We start from the raw sequence: 18,509 nt of genomic DNA, 5'->3' as shown, positions 1-18,509 counted from the left end.
TATGCCCAGGGTGCGCTGTGTTGCGTCGTGCGGTTTTCATTTATTGCGGGGAAGGAGCCGCCTCATGACGCTGTCATGAAGCTCTTGTTCGGCGCAAAGCGCAAACCGGGGCGTCAGGGGCTCATGACCTTGTCATGAAGCGCCCTGTACTGCAACATCTCAAACCCCTAACCCGTTTGCCAAATCCGTGCCTAGCCAAAACATAGAAACTCTTCCAAATTGTTTAAAAAACTCTAATGCTCCGCATCCATAAAAGATTGTTCCACCACTTCGCACATGGCGGCGATTGGGGCGGGCTGGCCGGTCCAATATTCGAAGGCGTAGGCGCCTTGGTATATGAACATGCCGAGGCCGCTGTGAATGACGGCGCCGCGCTGATCGCGGGCTTCACGCAGGAAACGGGTGATCAGCGGGTTGTACACCAGATCGCTGACGACCGTCTCAGGGCGAATCAGCGAAATGTCCATCGGCACTTCGTTCACGTTCGGATGCATGCCAAGCAGCGTGTTGTTGACGATCAAAGCGGCCTCTCCGGCCAGCTTCGGAATCTCGTCCAGGCCGTGCCCGGATACGCTGCCGAACTCGCTCATCGATGAAGCGAGATCCAGCGCCTTCTCCTTCGTGCGGTTCGCAATGTAGATGTGCTCCGCGCCTTCGCGGGCCAGCGCGTAGCCGACGCCGCGGGCCGCTCCCCCTGCGCCGATCATCAGTACCTTGCGACCCTTCAGCGAGATGCCCGTCTCTTCGCGGAGCGAACGCATATAGCCGATGCCGTCGGTATTGTAGCCGATCAGCCGGCCGCCTTCGTTGACGATAGTGTTCACCGCTCCGATGGCGCGGGCTCCTTCGTCGATCTCGTCCAAATAGGACATGACCTCGACCTTGTGCGGAATCGTCACGTTGACCCCGCGGAATTGCAGCGCCCGGATGCCGGCCACCGCGTCCTTTAACGTGCCGGGCAGGATGTGAAACGCTCCATACGCCGCATTGATTCCCGCCGCTTCGAATGCCCGGTTCAGCATGATCGGCGATTTGGAGTGCCGGATCGGATCGCCGAACACTCCGTACAAAATCGTGTGGCTGTCCAGTTTATGCTTGCTCATTCTCGTCCGTTCCTCCCGCTCCCCGCTAAATGACCGATTCCCGAACCGCGACCTTCACGCCTTTGGGCACGTGGATGACCAGATCCGCTCCGGCAGTGCCGTTTACTTTGATCCAGCCGAGGCCCGAGACCGAGACGTCCAGATTCGCATTCTTCGGAATGCGAATCGGATGCTTGGTCAGCTTGGGCAGCTCCTCCAGCTCTTCCAGGCTTGGCGGCGACAGAAGCACGCCCCGGTGCTCCTCGTACAGCTCGTCCGCCCGATCCAGCTTCGTCCGGTGGGCCTGGAGCGCGTTGGAAACGTAGAACGTGAACGACTGCCGTTCGCCCTGCACGAAATCGAAGCGCACCAAGCTGCCGAAGAAGATCGACTGTTGATCGTTCAATTGGAAAACCAGCGGCTTGATCGGCCTGTCCGGCATCACCTTCATCAAATCCTTCTTGCTGACGAGCTCCGTCAAACGATGCTTGTACACAATGCCCGGCGTATCGATGATCGAGGCGCCGTCGTCCAGCGGAATGCGCACCAGATCAAGCGTCGTGCCCGGATATTGCGAAACCGTCAGCTCGGCGTCCAAATCGCTGTAATCGCGAATAAGCCGGTTGATGAGCGTCGATTTGCCGACGTTCGTCGCCCCGACGACATAGATGTCGCGCCCTTTGCGGTGCAGCTCCAACGCTTCGATGACCCGCTCGAAGCCCATATTTTTTTTCGCTGAGCAGAGGACGACTTCCACGACCCGAAGTCCCGCTTCCTTCGCCTGTCTCTGCACCCAGTTCACGATCCGGTTGTAGTTCGTCACTTTGGGGAGCAGATCGATTTTGTTCACGACCAGGATGACCGGGTTAGTGCCGACAAACCGTGCCAAACCGGAAATCATGCTGCCCTCGAAATCGAAAATATCGACAATGTTCACGACCAGCGAGTCCGTTCCCCCTACATGGGTGAGCAGCCGCAGAAAATCGTCCTGATTGAGCGTAATGCCCGAAGCTTCATTGTAATTCTTGATGCGGAAACACCGCTGGCAAATGATCGGCGTGCGCGCAAGCGCTTGAGCCGGGACATAGCCAAGCTGCTCCGGCTGCTCCGTTTGGAGCGCTACGCCGCAGCCTGCACAGCGGTTCGTTTCGGAATGTTGATTGTGGGCCGTCATACGTTCCCTACCTTTTCATTATAGTCAATGCGGCCTTTTCGATCCTTCGGTTTACCTTCGTAAAAAAGCCCTCGTCCGCAAGAGAAATCGGCTTGACGAGGATGGTATAAAGCCCCATCCGGTTGCCTCCCAGCACGTCGGTCAGCATCTGATCCCCGATGACCACCGTCTGCTGCGCCCGCAGATTCATGATGCTCATGGCTCTCCGGAACGCTGCGCTTGTCGGCTTACGGGCGCGATAAATGAAAGGCAGGGACAGCGGCTCGGCGAACTTGGTAACCCGGTTGCGCTGGTTGTTCGACACAATGACGACCTGAAAGCCGATTTGCCCCACGACTTTCAGCCAATCCAGCAGCTCCGGCGTGGCAAGAGGCGCTTTGGCTCCTACCAGCGTATTGTCCAAGTCCGTTATGATGCCGCGGTATCCCTGCTCCCATAACGCTTGAAGATCTATGTCAAATATCGTGTTGACTTGTTGACGCGGAATTAGCTTTTTCAGCAAAGCGTTCACCTCGAAAGACATTAGGCTGTATACGTCAAACTATACCATAACTGTCCATTTTGTTGCAAAATAGCGAACAAAAAAAGCAAACCGCCCTCCGCAAAGGCGCGGCCTGCCGATCGTTAACATTTACATCTGCGAACGCAACCGTTCGACGATTTGGTTCGTTTTTTTCCAGTCTTCCTCGGTGATCTCCGCTTTTCCGTACTTCGCCTTCTCGAATACGTGAAGGACGGCCTCCAGCTCGTCGCTCATCCACCGGCTCTGAAGTGACCAGCGGCGCACCGCTTCGCGCAGCGTCTCGTGCTCCTCGCGCACATACCCGTTGCGGCGGAAAATGCGCAGCAGCCGTTCGCACTCCACAATGACCTTCTGCTTCAGCAGCGATGCCCGGCGGCGGCGCGCGCGTTCCTTCAGCAGCTCGACAACCTGCAGCTTCCAGGCAAGAAATGCGGCGACGACGATCACAACGGCGGCCATGCTCCACGCTGCCGCATGATGCGTTTCGACGGCTGGCTCTGCCGGCTTCGGCTCCGGCTTCGGAGCAGGCTGCGGCTCTACCGGCGAAGCGGACGTTTCCCCAAGCAGTACGGCGCGCGGCATCGCGAAGCCGGCCGTCGGCTCGAACGGAATCCATCCGTAGCCGTCGAAATAAACCTCGACCCAGGAGTGGGCGTCGGAGTTGCGTACCGTGTAGACCCCGCCGCCGTCCGGGTCCACCAGCAGCTCGTGGGGGGCGAAGCCTTGCAGCTCCGTCTGCTGAAAATCCGGCGTCCCCGACGCATAGCCTTTGACCCAGCGCGCCGGCAGCCCGATCGCGCGGGACAGAACCACCATCGCGGTAGAGTAATAATCGCAGTAGCCTTCTTTAATTTCAAACAGGAACCGGTCGACAAAATCGCGACTCTGGCCCTTGCTGAGGTCGGGCTTATTTGTATACGGAAAGCTCGTCTGCAAGTACTGCTCAAGCTTCTTCGCTTTGTCGTACGGAGTGGCCGCATCCTTCGTCAGATCCGCGGCCAGCTTGCGGACCCGCTCCGGTACGCTGCTAGGCAGCTGGACGAATTCCGCCATATCCTGCCTCAGCGGCGCAACAGGCAGCTTCCGCAGCGCTTCTTCGTTTACAACCGGCATTTGCGACACAATCGTATACGTCTGCGGGTACGGCTGTCGCTCGCTGTAGCGGATCTCGGATTGGGGAGCCGACCATTGCAGCGGGTCGAAGCCGTTTTTGGCGCCGTTCAGCCCCATCACCTTCTGGATAGAGTAAGCTCCGAACAGCACGGGATACTGCTGCTCCGACATCAGCGTAACGGTCTGCTTCACCTCCACCGCCTTCGCCTTGGACCCGGCTAACCGGGCGTCCGCCGGAAGTGAAGCTTCGGGCCTGATCACGTTCCACGGACCTCGCCGCTCGCTGTCGCTTTCCTCCCAGCCTTTGCCGGTATAGTGCGAACGCGTCTCGCCCCGCCAATAAGCGCGGTGATCCGTTTCGATCTTCATGACCGGCGTGTAGTCGAACCGAAAGCCGCCTCCCAGATTCGCATCGCTCCGGCTGTAGCCCGACGAGGAATCCATTGCTTCGCTCGGGGGGACGGTGACCCCTTTGCCCGTGGTGAAGGCCATCGGCTCTCCCCGGGATGCGCGCCAAGCGGTATACGGGTCGGTCAGCATCGGCCCGACCTCGGGCATGAGCGATCCGGCGAGCACCGTTACCCCGATTAAGGAGGCGACCGTCATGGCGATGGAAGCCGGATATTCCGCCAAATGCCGCCAAGCGGCCGGATCTTTGCGCCGCAGCTGCGCGAAATGATTGAGAATGAGCAGCAGCAGCCCGCAGCCGACGATCGCGGCCACTTGCGGCCACAAATAGATGGACGAGAACGAATCGCGGATGCAGAGCGCAAGCACGCTGACCACCAGCAGGATATATACCCGCCACTTGACTTCCACCCACCAAATAATCGTCACGTACACGACCCAGGCGCCCATGCCGAACCACAAATACGGCGTAAGCTCGTACAGATTCAAGAACAGCTTCGAGCTCAAAAAGCTGGACGCCTTCATCGGCGCGATGACTTCAAATTGCTCGAGAACGAGCACGTTGATGACCACGACGGAGACAAGCTGCAGGATGCCGCGAACGATCCAATGCAGCCGCGTCAAATGCTCGAACGCAAAGACCGTCAGAAACGTTAGCTTCACGATGACGACCGTCTCCGAAAGCCAGAAGCCGTCTTCTTTGGCAAACCAGTATACGAACTGGAGCAAAATTAAACCGGACAACAGCACCGACAAGCGGTGCGGCCATTCGTCCAACAGCAGACGCTTAAGCCATATTCGCTGCTGCTTCATCCCTTCCGACCTCCCAACAACCCGGGCAGCTCCGACAGCTGCCTTACCGCGTAGCATGGCACGCCCCGCGCATGCAGGTCTTTGACCCAGACTTCTTGACCGCGGGCGCCTCCGATCCAGAGGTGGCAAGGATTCATCTGCTGCTGCTTCAGCCAGGTCAGCACCTGCAGCATCGGTTCGCCGGACAGCGGGCTGATCAGCGTGACGAAGCTGCCGGGCACCAGCTGATGCACTTTCGTTTTGAGCACATGGCGGATGTCATGGACGCCGTCGGCCTCCACATCGATAAAATGCTGCTGCGCCGCCTGATACAGCGCTTGCCCGGTCTTGGGTTCGAGATGGACGTCGTCCGCGCCCATGGAGACAAGCCCGAGCGCAAGCCCCCGTTCCAAGCCGTATTGAAACAAGGACGCGGCTACGGATACGGCCAATTCGAACTGATCGGGGTCACCGTAGGCTTGCCCCGCCCGGTCGAGAATCAAGTACGACTTGGGCAGCGATTCACGCTCGAATTCCTTCGATTTCCAAGTGCCGGTCTTGGCAGTCGCATTCCAGTGAATGCGGGAGAGGCGGTCGCCGTAAATATACTCGCGAACCCCGTTGATCTGCGTCGTCTCCCGGACCGCCCGGGTCGTGGACGAGTGGTGGCTCGTTCCTTTCATCATTTGGTTGTACTGCTGCCATTCCCGGATCGGCACGGTCTGTGGCAGCACAGCGATGCTCTGGGGCAGCTCCAGACCGCCCTTGTGCTCGAACAAGCCGAAGACGTCCTCCGTCACGCATTCCGTCTGTCCGAACGTATAGCGCCCCCGACGCATCGCCGGGGTCCGGTATTCCCATTCCGCACGCCGCCGCCAGTCGGGAACGACCGTCGCTTCGAACGTCAGCTCGCGCCCGCTTTTGTGAACCAAGCAGTCCTTGATAAACAAATAAGGGATCGGCCATATGCCCGGAATTTGCAGCTGAATCGTCACGCCGAGCGAGCTTCCGGCCGGCAGCAGAGAACCGTAATCGCCACTGGACAGCGTGCGTACGCCTTGGGTCCGCTTAATGCCGCTCCATTGCCCCAACAGCAAATAAACGCTCAAAATCGTCATCATCGCGAACAGCATTAAAGCCAGCTTGCCGCCTTGAAACAGCAAGAAGCCGAGACTTCCCGCAAAAGCGGTCGCCACCGCCCAAAATTTGCGGCTGAACCGCAGCCTGAACGGGGGTCTGTGAGCGAAGGAAGGTTTCATCATGCTCACTTCTCCCAACGTACCGGCACTTTCACCTGCTGCACGACCGATTGCAGGACAGATTGCACCGTAGCCCCCTCCATCCGGGCTTCGGCCGTCAGCAAAATCCGGTGGCCGAGCACGTACGGCACCAAAAATTTAATATCGTCCGGGATGACATAGTCCCGTTCCTGAATTAACGCAAGCGCCTTGGAGGCCTGCACAAGCGCAAGCGTCGCCCGCGGACTGGCGCCGAGATAAATCGAGCCATGCTCGCGCGTCAGGCGGGTGACGGCGACCAGATAAGCGGCAACCGCTTCGTCGAGATGCACCTGCTTGACCTGCTTCTGGATCGACAAAATCTGCTCGCTGTCCACGACCGGCTCCAGCTCTTCGAGCGGATGGATGACGCTTTGCGCCAAAATCATCTTCGTTTCCGTATCCGCATCCGGGTAACCGAGGCTGAACTTCATCATAAACCGGTCCAACTGGGCTTCCGGCAAAATGTACGTGCCCTCAAAGTCGATCGGATTTTGCGTTGCCAGGAGCAGAAAGGGCTTCGGCAGCTCGTACGTTTCCCCGTCGACCGTCACATGGCGCTCCTCCATCGCTTCGAGCAGCGCCGATTGCGTCTTGGTCGTCGCCCGGTTAATTTCGTCCGCCAGCAAAATATGCGTCATGATCGGTCCGGGACGGAAAATAAATACCTCGTCCTTCGGATGATAGATCGAAACCCCCGTAATATCGGTGGGTAAAAGGTCGGGATTGCATTGAATACGGCGGAACTGGCCGCGGATCGATTTGGCAAGCGCTTTGATCAGCACCGTCTTGCCGGTACCGGGCACATCCTCAAGCAGCACATGGCCTCCTGCCAGCATAGCGGTCATCAGCAGCACAATCTCGTCCGTTTTGCCGAGGATGCAGGATGCCAAATTCGCTTGTATGCGCTTCAAGGCTTGAATATCTTCTCGTATCATCGTTTCCATCGTCCGGGCCTCCTCGAAATGTTATCGTACAAAGTATATACGTATGAACGGGAAATAAAGTTGTCAAAAATGGTTCCATATGGGGAAAATAAAGCCAAATTGCAACAAAATGTAACAAATTCGGAATGATCCCTCTCAGGGCACCTATTCCTTTATTGTACAGGATTCAAAAAACGGCGTATACGGATAAAACCGGTGTAATTGTTCAGCGGAATGCAAAAAAGCCCCGGAAAATCGCCGGGGCGCGCTCGGACGGGCCGTGACTCAGGTCCGCTCAGCCTTGCGGTCTGAACACGAGCGCCGCAAGAAACGAAAAGATGATGGCCGCCGAGATGCCCGCGCTCGTCACCTCGAAAATGCCGGTAATAATGCCGACGATGCCGTGCAGTTTAAGCTCGGCCAACGCGCCGTGGACAAGCGAATTGCCGAAGCTTGTGATCGGCACAGTCGCCCCCGCCCCGGCAAATTCGATAAACCGGTCGTACAGGCTCTTGTTTCCGATCGGAATGCCGCCGATAATCGCTCCTGCGACGACCAACGTGCTCATCGTATGCGCGGGAGACAGCCGCATGACGTCAATCAGCAGTTGCCCGATGACGCAGATGGCCCCTCCGATGATAAACGCCCAAACAAACTGCATCCAATCCATAGTCTAACGCACCTCGCTTTCGATCGCTACCGCATGGGCGATGCAGGGGATGCTTTCGCCTTGCTGGAAGGAAAGCGGAGACAGCAGCGCTCCCGTCGCCACCACGAGCACCCGCTTCAGCTCCCCCTTTTTCACGCGCTTCAAAATATGACCGTAGGTGACGACGGCAGAGCAGGCGCACCCGCTGCCGCCAGCCTGCACGTTCTGCTTCTCCCGGTCGAAAATCATCAGGCCGCAGTCTTTGTAGGTCGTTTGGTGAATGGGCACCTTGTGCTTTTCCAGCAGCTCGCACGCGATTTCGTAACCGACCTTCGACAAATCGCCGGTCACGATCAGATCGTAGTAGCCCGGCTCCCGCTGAAAATCGCGAAAATGTGCCTGCAGCGTATCGACCGCCGCCGGGGCCATCGCAGCCCCCATGTTAAACGGGTCCTTGATGCCCATGTCGATGACGCGGCCGATCGTCGCCCCGGTCACGACCGGTCCCGGGCCGTGGTTCCCTACAACGGCGCAAGCCGCGCCCGTTACCGTGTACTGCGCGGTCGGCGGCTTCTGCGAGCCGTATTCCGTCGGATAGCGGAACTGCTTCTCCGCCGTGGAATTATGGCTGCAGGTGCCGGCCATCACATGATGGCCGAACCCGGAATCCACGATCAGCGACGCGACGGCAAGTCCCTCCATCGAAGTCGAGCAAGCGCCGAAGATGCCGAGGTACGGAATTTGCATCGTCCGGACCGCAAAGCTGTTGCTGATAATCTGGTTCAGCAGGTCGCCCCCGACATAGAACTGGATGTGCTCTTTGGTCAAGCACGCATTTTCGATGGCCAGCTTCGCCGCTTCCTCCAGCATTTTTTTCTCGGCCTTCTCCCAGCTGTCCTGCCCGATCGTCGTATCCGCGTGCACGATATCGAATTCGTTGCCGAGCGGTCCGCTGCCCTCGTCCGGTCCGACGATCGTAGCCGTCCCCCGGATGACCGGCCGCTTCTTGAATTCCCAGCTTTGGGCTCCCTTCAGCATCTTATTTGCCCCCCAATCCGAACAGACAATGGATAAGCCCGATCACAAATGCGGATACCGTCCCGTAGACGATAACCGGACCTGCCAGCTTGAACATGTTGCCTCCGACGCCCAGCACATAACCTTCGCTTTTATGCTCCAGCGCCGCAGAACACATCGAGTTGGCAAATCCGGTTACGGGGACGGCGGAGCCCGCGCCCGCCCATTGGGCGATTTTGTCGTATACGCCCAAGCAGGTCAGAACGACGGACAGGAAAATCATAACCGCCACCGTCGGATTCCCCGCCGTTTTTTGGGTAAACCCGAACCAGTAAATAAAAAATTGGGTCACGAATTGTCCGATCAGACAAATGAGCCCGCCCACAATAAAAGCACGAAAGCAGTTTTGAAGCACCGGACGAGCCGGCTCTCGCTTTTTCGCAAATTCCTGATATTCCTGCTGGGTCCAGGTCAACTTTTTCATTTTGGACTTTGTGGTCATGCTCGCTGCTCCTCCCGCATGGTTTTATCGCTTCAACAGAGGCTCGGCCTGTTCCAAGATCCGGTTCATTTGCTCCGCGCAGCTCTCATACACGTGCTTCGCGCCCTCGTTCTTAACCGCCAGAGCGTACAGCGACAAATCCGCTTCGCACTTCTTAAGCGTTGCAAACAACAGCGGCTTCGACACATCGTCAGGCACGAGAAGCATATCGTCGTACAAATCAACGTGCAGCCCCCCGTAGACGTCCACTTGACCGATGAACACGTTCTCCGGGGTCACGCCGATTTTTTCCAGCTCCGTCAAGAGCCATTCCCGGCTTAGCCCTGCAGTGGCGAGCGGCTCGTCCATAATGTTGCCGTCGATAATGACCGCCTGGGATTCGCGTTCGGGCGCCGTTTTGATTCCGAGATGCTTCGCTGTGAGCGGTTGATTTTCTTTTTTCAGCAGCACGCTGACTTCCCCGCTCGGTTCCAGCATCGCAAACTCCACGTCGGCCACGTTAAACACGTTTTTGGCACGTAACTGCTCAAGCAGTTCGTCGGCGGTATAGCGTTCTTTCTTCAAATTGTCCTCGAGAATTTTGCCTTCCTTGATGAATACCGTTCCTTTTCCTTCGAACCAGTCCCGCAGCCGCTTGCTTTTCAGCGTCAGCATCTCCAGCAGCAGCGGAACCGCGAACCAGAGGAACAAGGCGATAAAGCCGTGCATGTAGTTCGCCTCGACGTCCGTGGACATAAACCCGGCAACCTCGCCAAGGGTAATTCCCGTTATGTATTCGAAGAAGGTCAATTGAGATATTTGTTTTTTTCCCAAAATTCGGGTCATCAAAAACAAGATCGCGATCGTCGAAATCGCCCGAAAAACAATGTGCATCCAATCCTGCAACGAATCCCTCTCCTTTTCCGTGCGAGCTTAGCTTTCATGGTGTGACGAGATCAATTAAATTATTTGCCGAATCGGAAGAGTTATGGCAGGTAGTTATTGACATTCATTAGCTGCCTCTTAATCGCGCACATTATCGTTTGTGGAGGTGATAACGATGACCGTGGCAAGCCAAGTGAAAACGACGCTGGCTTCGCTGAAAAGCGCACAAGCCAGCTTGGAAACGTTCGCGCTGGGCACGCAAAATCAGGAAGCCAAGACGCTGTTCCAAAATTGCGCGCAGCAAACGCAGCAAATCGTTGACCAAGTCAGCGCGCGCGTGCAGCAGCTTGAGAACGAGGAGCCCCAATATAAAGGGTTTTAAGGCAGGACGAAAACAGCCCGGTCCGTTTCTCCCAAACGGCTCCCGGGCTGTTTTTACTGCGCTTTGTATTCCCGCGCCAGTGTTCGTGTATAGCGGTTTGCATCAGGCCAACACCATCAAAACGATCAACAGCAAAATAAATAAGATCAGAATGAGCAACAAGGAAGTGAAAAATCCCATCGGCATACGCCCCTATCCGGATGGTTTGCAATCGTCCCTTTCATGCTATGCCCGGTTAAAATAAATGGCACGGGCAAACGCCCATCTCTATCCTAAAGTGAAAATAAGTGCTATAATATTAGCATTGTTCACGTGAACATTAATCGATTTTCGGGAGGACTACCGATATCATGACGATTGCAACCAAGGAGCAGTTGACCGCTTTTGTGACCGAAACGGTGCGCACCACCCCGGTCACCGATATTCATACCCATCTGTTTGCCGAATCGTTCGGAGACCTGCTGCTGTGGGGAGTAGACGAGCTGCTGACGTACCATTATCTGATCGCCGAAACGTTCCGTTTCCGCCCGGATTTGTCTTACGACGCTTTCTGGCAACTGTCCAAGCAAGAGCAGGCCGACTTGATCTGGCAGACGCTGTTCATCGACCATTCGCCCTACAGCGAAGCGTGCCGAGGCGTCGTCACGGTATTGAACCGGCTCGGCCTCGATCTGTCGAAGCGCGATCTGGAGGAGTACCGCGCGTATTTCCGCAGCGTCAGCGCCAGCGACTACATCGACCGCATTTTGAAGCTTGCGAACGTGAAGACGGTCGTGATGACCAACGATCCGTTCGATGCTTACGAACGCGGCAAATGGGAATCCGGCGCAAGTCAAGACCCTCGCTTCCTGGCCGCACTGCGGATTGATCCGCTGCTTAATCTGTGGGATAGCTCCTGGAGCAAGCTCAAGGAGCAGGGCTATGAGGTCAGCGCCGACTTGTCCGGCGGCACGCTCGCCGAAATCCGCCGCTTCCTGAAGGATTGGATTGCCCGGATGAACCCGCTGTATATGGCCGTTTCGCTGCCGAACGATTTTGCGTATCCCGAGGATTCTGCGCGCGTCCGCATCATCGACGAATGTATCGTGCCGGTTGCGCGGGAAGCGGGAATTCCGTTTGCGATGATGATCGGGGTGAAGCGCAAGGTCAATCCGTCCCTGAAGGATGCGGGCGACAGCCTGGGCAAAAGCGACATCGGCGCGGTCGAGCGAATCGTCAGCAAGTATCAGGACGTGAAATTTTTGGTCACGATGCTGTCCCGGGAAAACCAGCACGAGCTGGCCGTCACCGCGCGGAAAAACCGCAACCTGCTCGTATTCGGTTGCTGGTGGTTTCTGAACAACCCGAGTCTGATCGAGGAGATTACGCGGATGCGGCTTGAGCTGCTTGGCGGCAGCGTCATTCCGCAGCACTCGGATTGCCGTATTCTGGATCAGCTCTTGTACAAATGGGATCACTCGCGCGCGATTATCGGCAAAGTGCTTTGCGATAAATACGGCGACCTGTTCGACGCCGGCTGGCGGCTGGAGGAAGAGGAGATCCGCCGCGATATTGAGGATCTGCTAGGCGGCGTATTCTGGAAGTTTCTCGGCAAGCCGGACCCTGCGGCCTAATATCGGTTCTTCGATTATTCTAAGAGACGGCCTTCTGCGCGGCGCAGGGGCCGTCTTTTGCGTACGTCAGACAATGTTGGAATCTTTGTTTTTCCCTTTCAGCAGATCGCCGGTCCAGCCTTTCCAGTGCATCCAAAAGTAAACGGATAAGGTTAGTAAGACAATGGCTGAGATGGCCAGGGCATAGCCGAACGGCAGCTCAAGCTCGGGCATGTTCTTGAAGTTCATGCCCCAGATGGAGCCGAATACGGTAGCCGGGGTACAGATGACGGAAAATACGGTGAGCGTCTTCATAATTTCGTTGCCCCGGTACGTCGCGATATTGTTGTCGATATTCAGCAGGATGTCCAGCTCGGTGCGGTAGCGGTTCAGCCGGGAATGCAGCCTTTGGAGCAGCAACTCGTTGTTGTCATATTCGTGACAGGGGCTGTCTTCCGCCCACCCTTTGGCGGCGGCGTGAAACTCTTCGAGCGGCTGAAGAATGCGGTGCCAGTCCAGCACTTCATACTGAAGATCCATAATTTCATCCAGCACCTTCGAATCATTGCTTCGCTTCATCCGGCCTTCCAGCTCCTCCAGCTTCCATTCCAGCTCTTCCATCTGCGATAAAAACGTCAGCGCCACTTCTCCGATCAGCATGCAGAACCCTTGCAGCGCCGTCCGGCATCGATCCATGCAGGAAAGCATATGCTTCTCCTGTTCGTCGTCAAACGGGTACAGCCCTTCCTGCAAGGTCAGCAGTTCCGATTCGTCGACCCGGTAAAACATTTTTTGCTGCCCGTTCTCGGGATGCAGCGAATAAACGATAAAGCCTTGCAGCAGCTTCGCAGTCCCCCCGGAGCGAACCCGAGGCATCCTGGTGTCCTCACGGGCCGTCATCAATGTCCACGACCATCTGGCGTTAGGAAACCGAACGGTGCGCTGGTCCATAAAGCTTCCTCCATTCCGGCAAACGTTCTTGTTTCCTCATTAACCTCTTCCTTTGCGGCCTGAAACCGGCGCTGATTCATGCGAAGACGCGTCGGGTAAGAAAAGCATGAAACGAGAAACGGACTTACGGTCCACTGGACAAAGGAGGCGAACATCTATGTTATACTGGTCGCTAGTTTTTCTCCTCGTCGCCGTGATCGCCGGTATTTTCGGATTTTTCGGGATCGCCAGCGCAGCGGCGGGAGTCGCCAAGGTATTGTTCATCCTCTTCCTGATTTTGTTCGTAGTCACGCTGCTGATAGGCCGGCGAACGAAGGTATAGCGCAAGTCCTTCAGCCGGATTCCCGGGCAAACGGGATGAAAAAAGCTTCCTGCACCGTAAGGGCGGGAAGCTTTTTGACGTATCAGAAGGGGCGGTATGTCTGGGCGGCTGTTGACAGTTAGCCGTCAGGACGGGTAATAGGAAAAGGACCCCTTGCGGAGTCCTTCCAACGGTGAACGATTTTGGTATTTTGCCTTGAACCTCGCCTAAAGCTCGGGTCTTACCTCATTCACGATCGCAGTACGTGTACTACTCTAACGTGTCTTTGGCACATCCCTCCGCTTCTATCTCGATTCGGAAGCAACTTCCCTGGTATTTCTCGTTGAACTGTTCAACGGAACCACACCTCTCTTTTCACCGTTGATTTTAGCATGTACCACCTGCGACTTTTCTATTCATCCTTTTTTAAAAAAAGTCGGGTATACCCGTTCAATCCCGTACGATAACTACCGTACCGAGCGGGATGTGACGATAGAGCCACTCGACATCTCGATTATGCATGCGGACGCAACCTGACGAAGCGCTGCTGCCGATCGAGTACGGCCGGTTCGTTCCGTGAATGCCGTATTGATACCCTCCGGAGCCCGGGACGTTGATTCCCATCCAACGCGTCCCCAGCGGATTCCGCGGGTCCCCTCCGGGAATTTGCTTCCGCACGTACCACGGCTTCACGATTTTGGTCACAATATGAAACGTCCCTGTCGGCGTCGGGTCCTTCGTCCGTCCTGTTGCAACGGGAAAGCCGTATGCCGCCCTCCCGTTCACGATGACGGTCAGCCGGTTCTCCGATTTATCGATCAATAAATATACGCCTTCCTCCTCCAAGCCGGCCGGGGGCGACGTCCCAGTCGAAGGTGACGGGGCAGCTCCCAGTGCGCTTCCTGCCGGCCAGGCGCCGAACCAAAGCATCAGGAGAAAAAGGAATATTTTCAACATCCATCATCCTTACTCTTTCGTGATGAAGTCACACGCCGTTTTAGTGTGCTCCAACGCGTAAGACGCCTATTCGCCCGATTTAGACCGTTCCCGTCGTCAGATCCGGCATACGCCAAGCGGACACCCGGCGCAGCCGACCATGGCCTGGAAGAAAGGCAAATTGGTTATAACCAATCTTCCGTTCTCCAACTCGATGGCCCCAGCCGCCTTATATTCGCTAAGCATCCGGTTTACCCCCTCTCGGGTCGAACCGATCATGTTCGCCAGATCGGTATGCGTCAATTTGATCGTGATGCGAATTCCCCTTTCATCCATTTCGCCATAAGAGTTAGTCAAACGGATCAAAGTCGAGGCGAGCGCGCCGTTTTTGCCGAACAGCAGCAAGTCCCGGAATTTGGACTGCACGAATTGCTGCATCTGGCTCATCCATTTGAATAGCTGCATCGCCATATCGCCGTGTCTCCAAATGAGGACTTCCAAGTCTTTGATCAGAATGACACCAAGCGACGCATCTTCCATCACGATGCCGTCATACCCGTAAGACTGCGGTTCGCCGCTTCCGAACTCGCCGAACAGATCGCCGGACTGCGCCACTTGCAAAATGAACGCTTTGCCGTCCTCCGTCGATTTGCTCAACTTTACCGTACCCCCGTGAACATAGTACAGCCTATCCGCCTTATCCCCTTCCCAAAACAAATAGTCGCCCTCTGCCGCTTGTTTCGGGTACATGATCTGCGTAAGCCGTTCCATGTTTTCATCTGACAAAAACTGCGGAATATGATGAGCGGCTTTCGGCATCGTTCGGTTAGCGGTTCCCATATACACCATCCTTATCCAGGATATCTCCCGACTCCTTATGATAAATAATGGTATCATATCATTATTAGATAAATGTTAGAATTCATTTAGGCATTTGTTTTATTTGCGAATATCGCAGCGAGCGTCAATGCAGGCTGCCTTTGCGCAAGCCGGAGGGCGGGCAGCCGAACCTTTTCTTAAAAGCCCGTTCGAAATGCGTCAGCGTGTTAAAGCCGGAAGCGTGGCATATTTCCGTCACCGGCAGGTCGCTTGCGGCCAGCAGCGATTTGGCAAACGTCAGGCGCAGCTCCTGCAGGTAGCTCTGAAACGGAATGCCGCTCAGCTTGCGGAACGTATGGCTGAAATAATTGGGCGTCAGCTTCGCCTGCCGGGCGACTTCCTCCAGTGTCAGCGCTTCCCGGAAATGGTGGTGAACGTACATAAGCGCTTTCTGCATGCCCGGGTGCGCCGATCGTAAAGCCTCTCGAATGCCCGAATCCGACGGCCCGCGATCATGCCGGCACTGCCTCGCAAGCCCGACCAATATGCGCGTCAGCGTCGCTTTAATCATCAAGTTTCCGCCCGGCCGCGAATCGTTGAATTCCGCAAGGACACGATCAAATTCCGCCTGCATGCCGCTTGCCTCCACAGCGTCGAGCCTTGTCTGAAGCTTCAAGATACCGGGAAATAACAGCTCACGCAGTTCGTCCGTCAGCACCTCCTCCAAAAAAACGAGGTTGAGAATTTCCATCGTTTCTCCGGGAACAAGCTCGATTTCATGAAAATCAGCGGGCGTCAGCAGAAACATGCTGCCGGGCTCAAGCCCATGCGGCTCACCGTTCACGATATTGGTTCCGCGGCCGGAATGGACGAAGCACAGCTCGTAAAATTCGTGCCAATGCAGGTCGACGCGTCCGGCAACCGATTGACGGTAAACATGAAAAGGAGCGTTCGGCGCCACATAGTGCACGCTCCGCAAGCGCTCCGGTTGTTTGGGTCCCATGACGGCCCTCCCGCTTTTTCATCTAAGAGTTCATTGGATAAGTCCCATTATACAGGAACGAACGGGTTTCCAGCGATGTCTTTGCCGCGCGCCAGCCATATTTTGAAATTCGGATTTTTCTCGGGCAGCACCTTCAATTCCGTGGAAAAATAACGCATCGTGTAGCCGCAGCGGCGGTGTGGGCTCGTATTCGGGGCGGCGCCGTGAATAATCCGCGAATCGTGCAGCGAGCATTCGCCCCGTTCCAGCTCGAAGTATACTGCATTCCGGTCGTCAATTTGTTTAATTTGCGTCGGAAACAAGTTCCGGCCGCCGTCCACCGGCTCGTACTCGGAAAATCCGTTCCGGTGTGTGCCGGGAATGACCCGCATGCAGCCATTGTCGCGGTTGCTGCGGTCGATTGCGAGCCAGACGGTGACGATTTTGTCATAGCCGCTGAGCCGTCCGTTCCAATAGGCCGAATCTTCATGCCACGGTGTCGCCCGGCCGGTGAACGCATCCTTGCATATGAAATGGCTGGACCACAGCCCGATATTCGGACCGATCAGCGGCTCCACCAGGTCCAGCACCTCGTCCGCAAGCAAAAACTTCAGCAGCCGTTCCTCGCGAAAATGCGGCGTATCCAGCTCGTCGGACAGCTTGCTCCCCTTTTGCGCCAGTTGTTCCTCGAAGATCGAGGTCAATTCCCCCAGCTTTTCTTCCGAAAACAACGGCTTGTGATGCAGCAAATAGCCGTTCTCGGCATAAAACGAAACCTCTTCTTGGGTTAACAAACTCATGCGTAACCGCCTCCTGTCAGCGTTCGGGTATATCCTGACTATAGGGTGTCGGGCCCGGATTGGCTCATCGTTTGTTACGGAGAAGTACGCTTATCTTCCGATGGCATGATGGGAATTTTACGAAAATGAGCATAAAGCTTGAAACTTTTTGAAGCTCCGCTGCGTCTTAAAAGAAGCGAGTTGGCAGTTAATGGTGATTTTTCCATGAGCGCAAAGTGAATTTCGAGGAGGTATTCCAAGAAGATGAAGAAACGGACCTTAGTCTCGGCGGCATTAGCCATGCAGCTTTTCTTATGTACCGGGGCGTTCGCTTACGAGAGCGAATTTACGAATTCCAAAGCGGCGAATGCAGATTTGCCGACCAAAGCAAAACTGGAAGCCTATAAAGTCGGGAAGGACTTCATGACGACAAAGGTTCGCGCCGAGTGGACCAAAGAACAGATTCAAGCGTTTCAAAGGCAGGGCATTTTCCGCAACATTCCCGCTCTGGCCTTTCAGACCGATGCCTCCGATGCTTTGAAGCCCAAGGTCATCATGACCAATCTGCCCGGAGTCAAGGTCGATCTGAATACCGGGGGAGAAGATGCGGGAGACGAAGTCATCGTATCGATTCTTGGCGGAGATCGGCTGAATCCGGACAAATCGTACACCTTGTACACAGGATGGAGCTCCCGGGAGGGCAGCGATAAGCCGATCCTGACCTTGCACTCGCTGCAGAGATTCGGCCAGCCTGGAGGCACGATCAACGACTTATCCGATACCAAGGATCAGCTCGCCCGCATCGAGTGGAAGCAGGTTAATGAGAAGAACCCGAATTTCAAAACGGCTCCGGCCGATTTCAAAGTTTCTTTCCCATCGCATGCGGATGAAAAAAACATCAAAAAAGTAAAGGGCGAATATACGAACATTTACTCCAAGGAAACGTTGGAGCAATACCGGAAGGGCGCTGCGGAGCGGGTGGGAATCTTGTCGGAGCAAAGCATATGGCCGTTTGCCGCCACCTTTAAGAAGTCCACCGCCACGGATCTGAAAATGCTGGCCGAGCAGTACAAACTGAAGATTTCCCAGGCTTATGCAATCGGAACAACAGCGGACGGTGAGGAATATACGGTTGTTTGGTTTGGCGACGACATCAACGATTTGTCGCTGCTCGAAGAGAACCCCAGATTCGTGAAGTTCCACATCGCCGAAATCGAGGGCCGGGCCAGCGGCGATTCGCTGCAAAGCTTAAGCATTAGCCCGAGCGTCAGTCTGGTCGATGTGGAGGATAAAGACCGGCAGCCGACGGGGATTTACTGGCTGGACCAGCTTGGTTCTGCCTCGAAGTAACAGGACCTCATTGGGGAGAGTCCATGCAAAAAGGGAGCCACAAGGTGACTCCCGGAGTGTTGAAGCTGCGGGCAGACCGACAGATGTCGG

Annotated in this window: 19 protein-coding genes; 4 read left to right on the top strand and 15 right to left on the bottom strand. The window is 55.9% G+C overall.

Features of this window, described 5'->3' with window-relative positions; translation table 11 throughout:
• Positions 1 to 233: 233 nt before the first annotated feature.
• From PEL01S_RS10340 to PEL01S_RS10295, 10 genes are all read right to left on the bottom strand, one after another.
• The gene (locus tag PEL01S_RS10340; protein WP_127460235.1) at positions 234 to 1,103 is read right to left on the bottom strand and encodes a shikimate dehydrogenase; all 870 of its coding nucleotides are present in this window, start codon (positions 1,101 to 1,103) and stop codon (positions 234 to 236) included.
• A gap of 25 nt (positions 1,104 to 1,128) precedes the next feature.
• Positions 1,129 to 2,256, bottom strand: a complete 1,128-nt coding sequence (yqeH, locus tag PEL01S_RS10335; RefSeq protein WP_063184755.1) for a ribosome biogenesis GTPase YqeH — start codon at positions 2,254 to 2,256, stop codon at positions 1,129 to 1,131.
• A gap of 7 nt (positions 2,257 to 2,263) precedes the next feature.
• On the bottom strand, positions 2,264 to 2,758 hold the full coding sequence (locus PEL01S_RS10330) for a YqeG family HAD IIIA-type phosphatase (protein ID WP_036677751.1): 495 nt from the start codon (positions 2,756 to 2,758) through the stop codon (positions 2,264 to 2,266).
• Positions 2,759 to 2,887: 129 nt separating this feature from the next.
• Positions 2,888 to 5,113, bottom strand: a complete 2,226-nt coding sequence (locus tag PEL01S_RS10325) for a transglutaminase TgpA family protein (RefSeq protein ID WP_127460234.1) — start codon at positions 5,111 to 5,113, stop codon at positions 2,888 to 2,890.
• Positions 5,110 to 6,354: a DUF58 domain-containing protein gene (locus tag PEL01S_RS10320; RefSeq protein ID WP_174806926.1), complete on the bottom strand. Its 1,245-nt coding sequence runs from the start codon at positions 6,352 to 6,354 to the stop codon at positions 5,110 to 5,112. Before PEL01S_RS10320 ends, PEL01S_RS10325 begins: the two co-directional genes overlap by 4 nt.
• A gap of 2 nt (positions 6,355 to 6,356) precedes the next feature.
• A complete protein-coding gene (locus PEL01S_RS10315; protein ID WP_127460233.1) occupies positions 6,357 to 7,316 on the bottom strand; it encodes an AAA family ATPase in 960 nt (319 codons plus the stop codon).
• 274 nt (positions 7,317 to 7,590) lie between these two features.
• Positions 7,591 to 7,956: a stage V sporulation protein AE gene (gene spoVAE, locus PEL01S_RS10310; protein ID WP_127460270.1), complete on the bottom strand. Its 366-nt coding sequence runs from the start codon at positions 7,954 to 7,956 to the stop codon at positions 7,591 to 7,593.
• Between the two features lie 12 nt (positions 7,957 to 7,968).
• Positions 7,969 to 8,982, bottom strand: a complete 1,014-nt coding sequence (spoVAD, locus tag PEL01S_RS10305) for a stage V sporulation protein AD (protein WP_063184752.1) — start codon at positions 8,980 to 8,982, stop codon at positions 7,969 to 7,971.
• Between the two features lies 1 nt (position 8,983).
• Positions 8,984 to 9,463, bottom strand: coding sequence for a stage V sporulation protein AC (gene spoVAC / locus PEL01S_RS10300; RefSeq protein ID WP_010495544.1), 480 nt, complete (start codon positions 9,461 to 9,463; stop codon positions 8,984 to 8,986).
• A 24-nt stretch (positions 9,464 to 9,487) separates the two neighbouring features.
• Positions 9,488 to 10,348 (bottom strand): DUF421 domain-containing protein, encoded by an 861-nt coding sequence (locus tag PEL01S_RS10295; protein WP_063184751.1) that lies wholly within the window; start codon positions 10,346 to 10,348, stop codon positions 9,488 to 9,490.
• A gap of 154 nt (positions 10,349 to 10,502) precedes the next feature.
• On the opposite strand from PEL01S_RS10295, the gene PEL01S_RS10290 reads away from it, so the two are divergent.
• Entirely contained in the window at positions 10,503 to 10,709 is a 207-nt protein-coding gene (locus PEL01S_RS10290) for a DUF1657 domain-containing protein (RefSeq protein WP_063184750.1), read from the top strand.
• A 350-nt stretch (positions 10,710 to 11,059) separates the two neighbouring features.
• On the top strand, positions 11,060 to 12,322 hold the full coding sequence (locus tag PEL01S_RS10285) for a glucuronate isomerase (RefSeq protein ID WP_127460232.1): 1,263 nt from the start codon (positions 11,060 to 11,062) through the stop codon (positions 12,320 to 12,322).
• 66 nt (positions 12,323 to 12,388) lie between these two features.
• Here the strand turns inward: PEL01S_RS10285 and PEL01S_RS10280 are convergent, their stop codons facing one another.
• Positions 12,389 to 13,252, bottom strand: coding sequence for a CorA family divalent cation transporter (locus tag PEL01S_RS10280; RefSeq protein ID WP_063184748.1), 864 nt, complete (start codon positions 13,250 to 13,252; stop codon positions 12,389 to 12,391).
• A gap of 157 nt (positions 13,253 to 13,409) precedes the next feature.
• Here PEL01S_RS10280 and PEL01S_RS10275 point away from each other — a divergent pair, with 157 nt between their 5' ends.
• Positions 13,410 to 13,574 (top strand): DUF1328 domain-containing protein, encoded by a 165-nt coding sequence (locus tag PEL01S_RS10275; protein ID WP_082867102.1) that lies wholly within the window; start codon positions 13,410 to 13,412, stop codon positions 13,572 to 13,574.
• Between the two features lie 429 nt (positions 13,575 to 14,003).
• Here PEL01S_RS10275 and PEL01S_RS10270 read toward each other — a convergent pair whose 3' ends face one another.
• The 4 genes from PEL01S_RS10270 to PEL01S_RS10255 all read right to left on the bottom strand — a co-directional run bounded on the left by PEL01S_RS10270 (position 14,004) and on the right by PEL01S_RS10255 (position 17,090).
• The gene (locus tag PEL01S_RS10270) at positions 14,004 to 14,510 is read right to left on the bottom strand and encodes a L,D-transpeptidase (protein ID WP_108533962.1); all 507 of its coding nucleotides are present in this window, start codon (positions 14,508 to 14,510) and stop codon (positions 14,004 to 14,006) included.
• 96 nt (positions 14,511 to 14,606) lie between these two features.
• Positions 14,607 to 15,329, bottom strand: coding sequence for a Crp/Fnr family transcriptional regulator (locus PEL01S_RS10265; RefSeq protein WP_127460231.1), 723 nt, complete (start codon positions 15,327 to 15,329; stop codon positions 14,607 to 14,609).
• A gap of 124 nt (positions 15,330 to 15,453) precedes the next feature.
• Positions 15,454 to 16,311, bottom strand: a complete 858-nt coding sequence (locus PEL01S_RS10260) for an AraC family transcriptional regulator (RefSeq protein ID WP_127460230.1) — start codon at positions 16,309 to 16,311, stop codon at positions 15,454 to 15,456.
• A gap of 47 nt (positions 16,312 to 16,358) precedes the next feature.
• Complete coding sequence (locus PEL01S_RS10255) at positions 16,359 to 17,090, bottom strand: phytanoyl-CoA dioxygenase family protein (RefSeq protein WP_127460229.1); 732 nt, start codon at positions 17,088 to 17,090, stop codon at positions 16,359 to 16,361.
• Positions 17,091 to 17,333: 243 nt separating this feature from the next.
• Here PEL01S_RS10255 and PEL01S_RS10250 point away from each other — a divergent pair, with 243 nt between their 5' ends.
• Positions 17,334 to 18,419, top strand: a complete 1,086-nt coding sequence (locus tag PEL01S_RS10250) for a hypothetical protein (protein WP_127460228.1) — start codon at positions 17,334 to 17,336, stop codon at positions 18,417 to 18,419.
• The last annotated feature ends 90 nt before the right edge of the window (positions 18,420 to 18,509 follow it).

The organism is Paenibacillus elgii NBRC 100335, assembly GCF_004000865.1.
Classification (GTDB): Bacteria; Bacillota; Bacilli; order Paenibacillales; family NBRC-103111; genus Paenibacillus_G; species Paenibacillus_G elgii.
The sequence above is the reverse complement of the archived record's forward strand: the minus strand, read 5'-3'. Positions and strand labels throughout refer to the sequence as shown.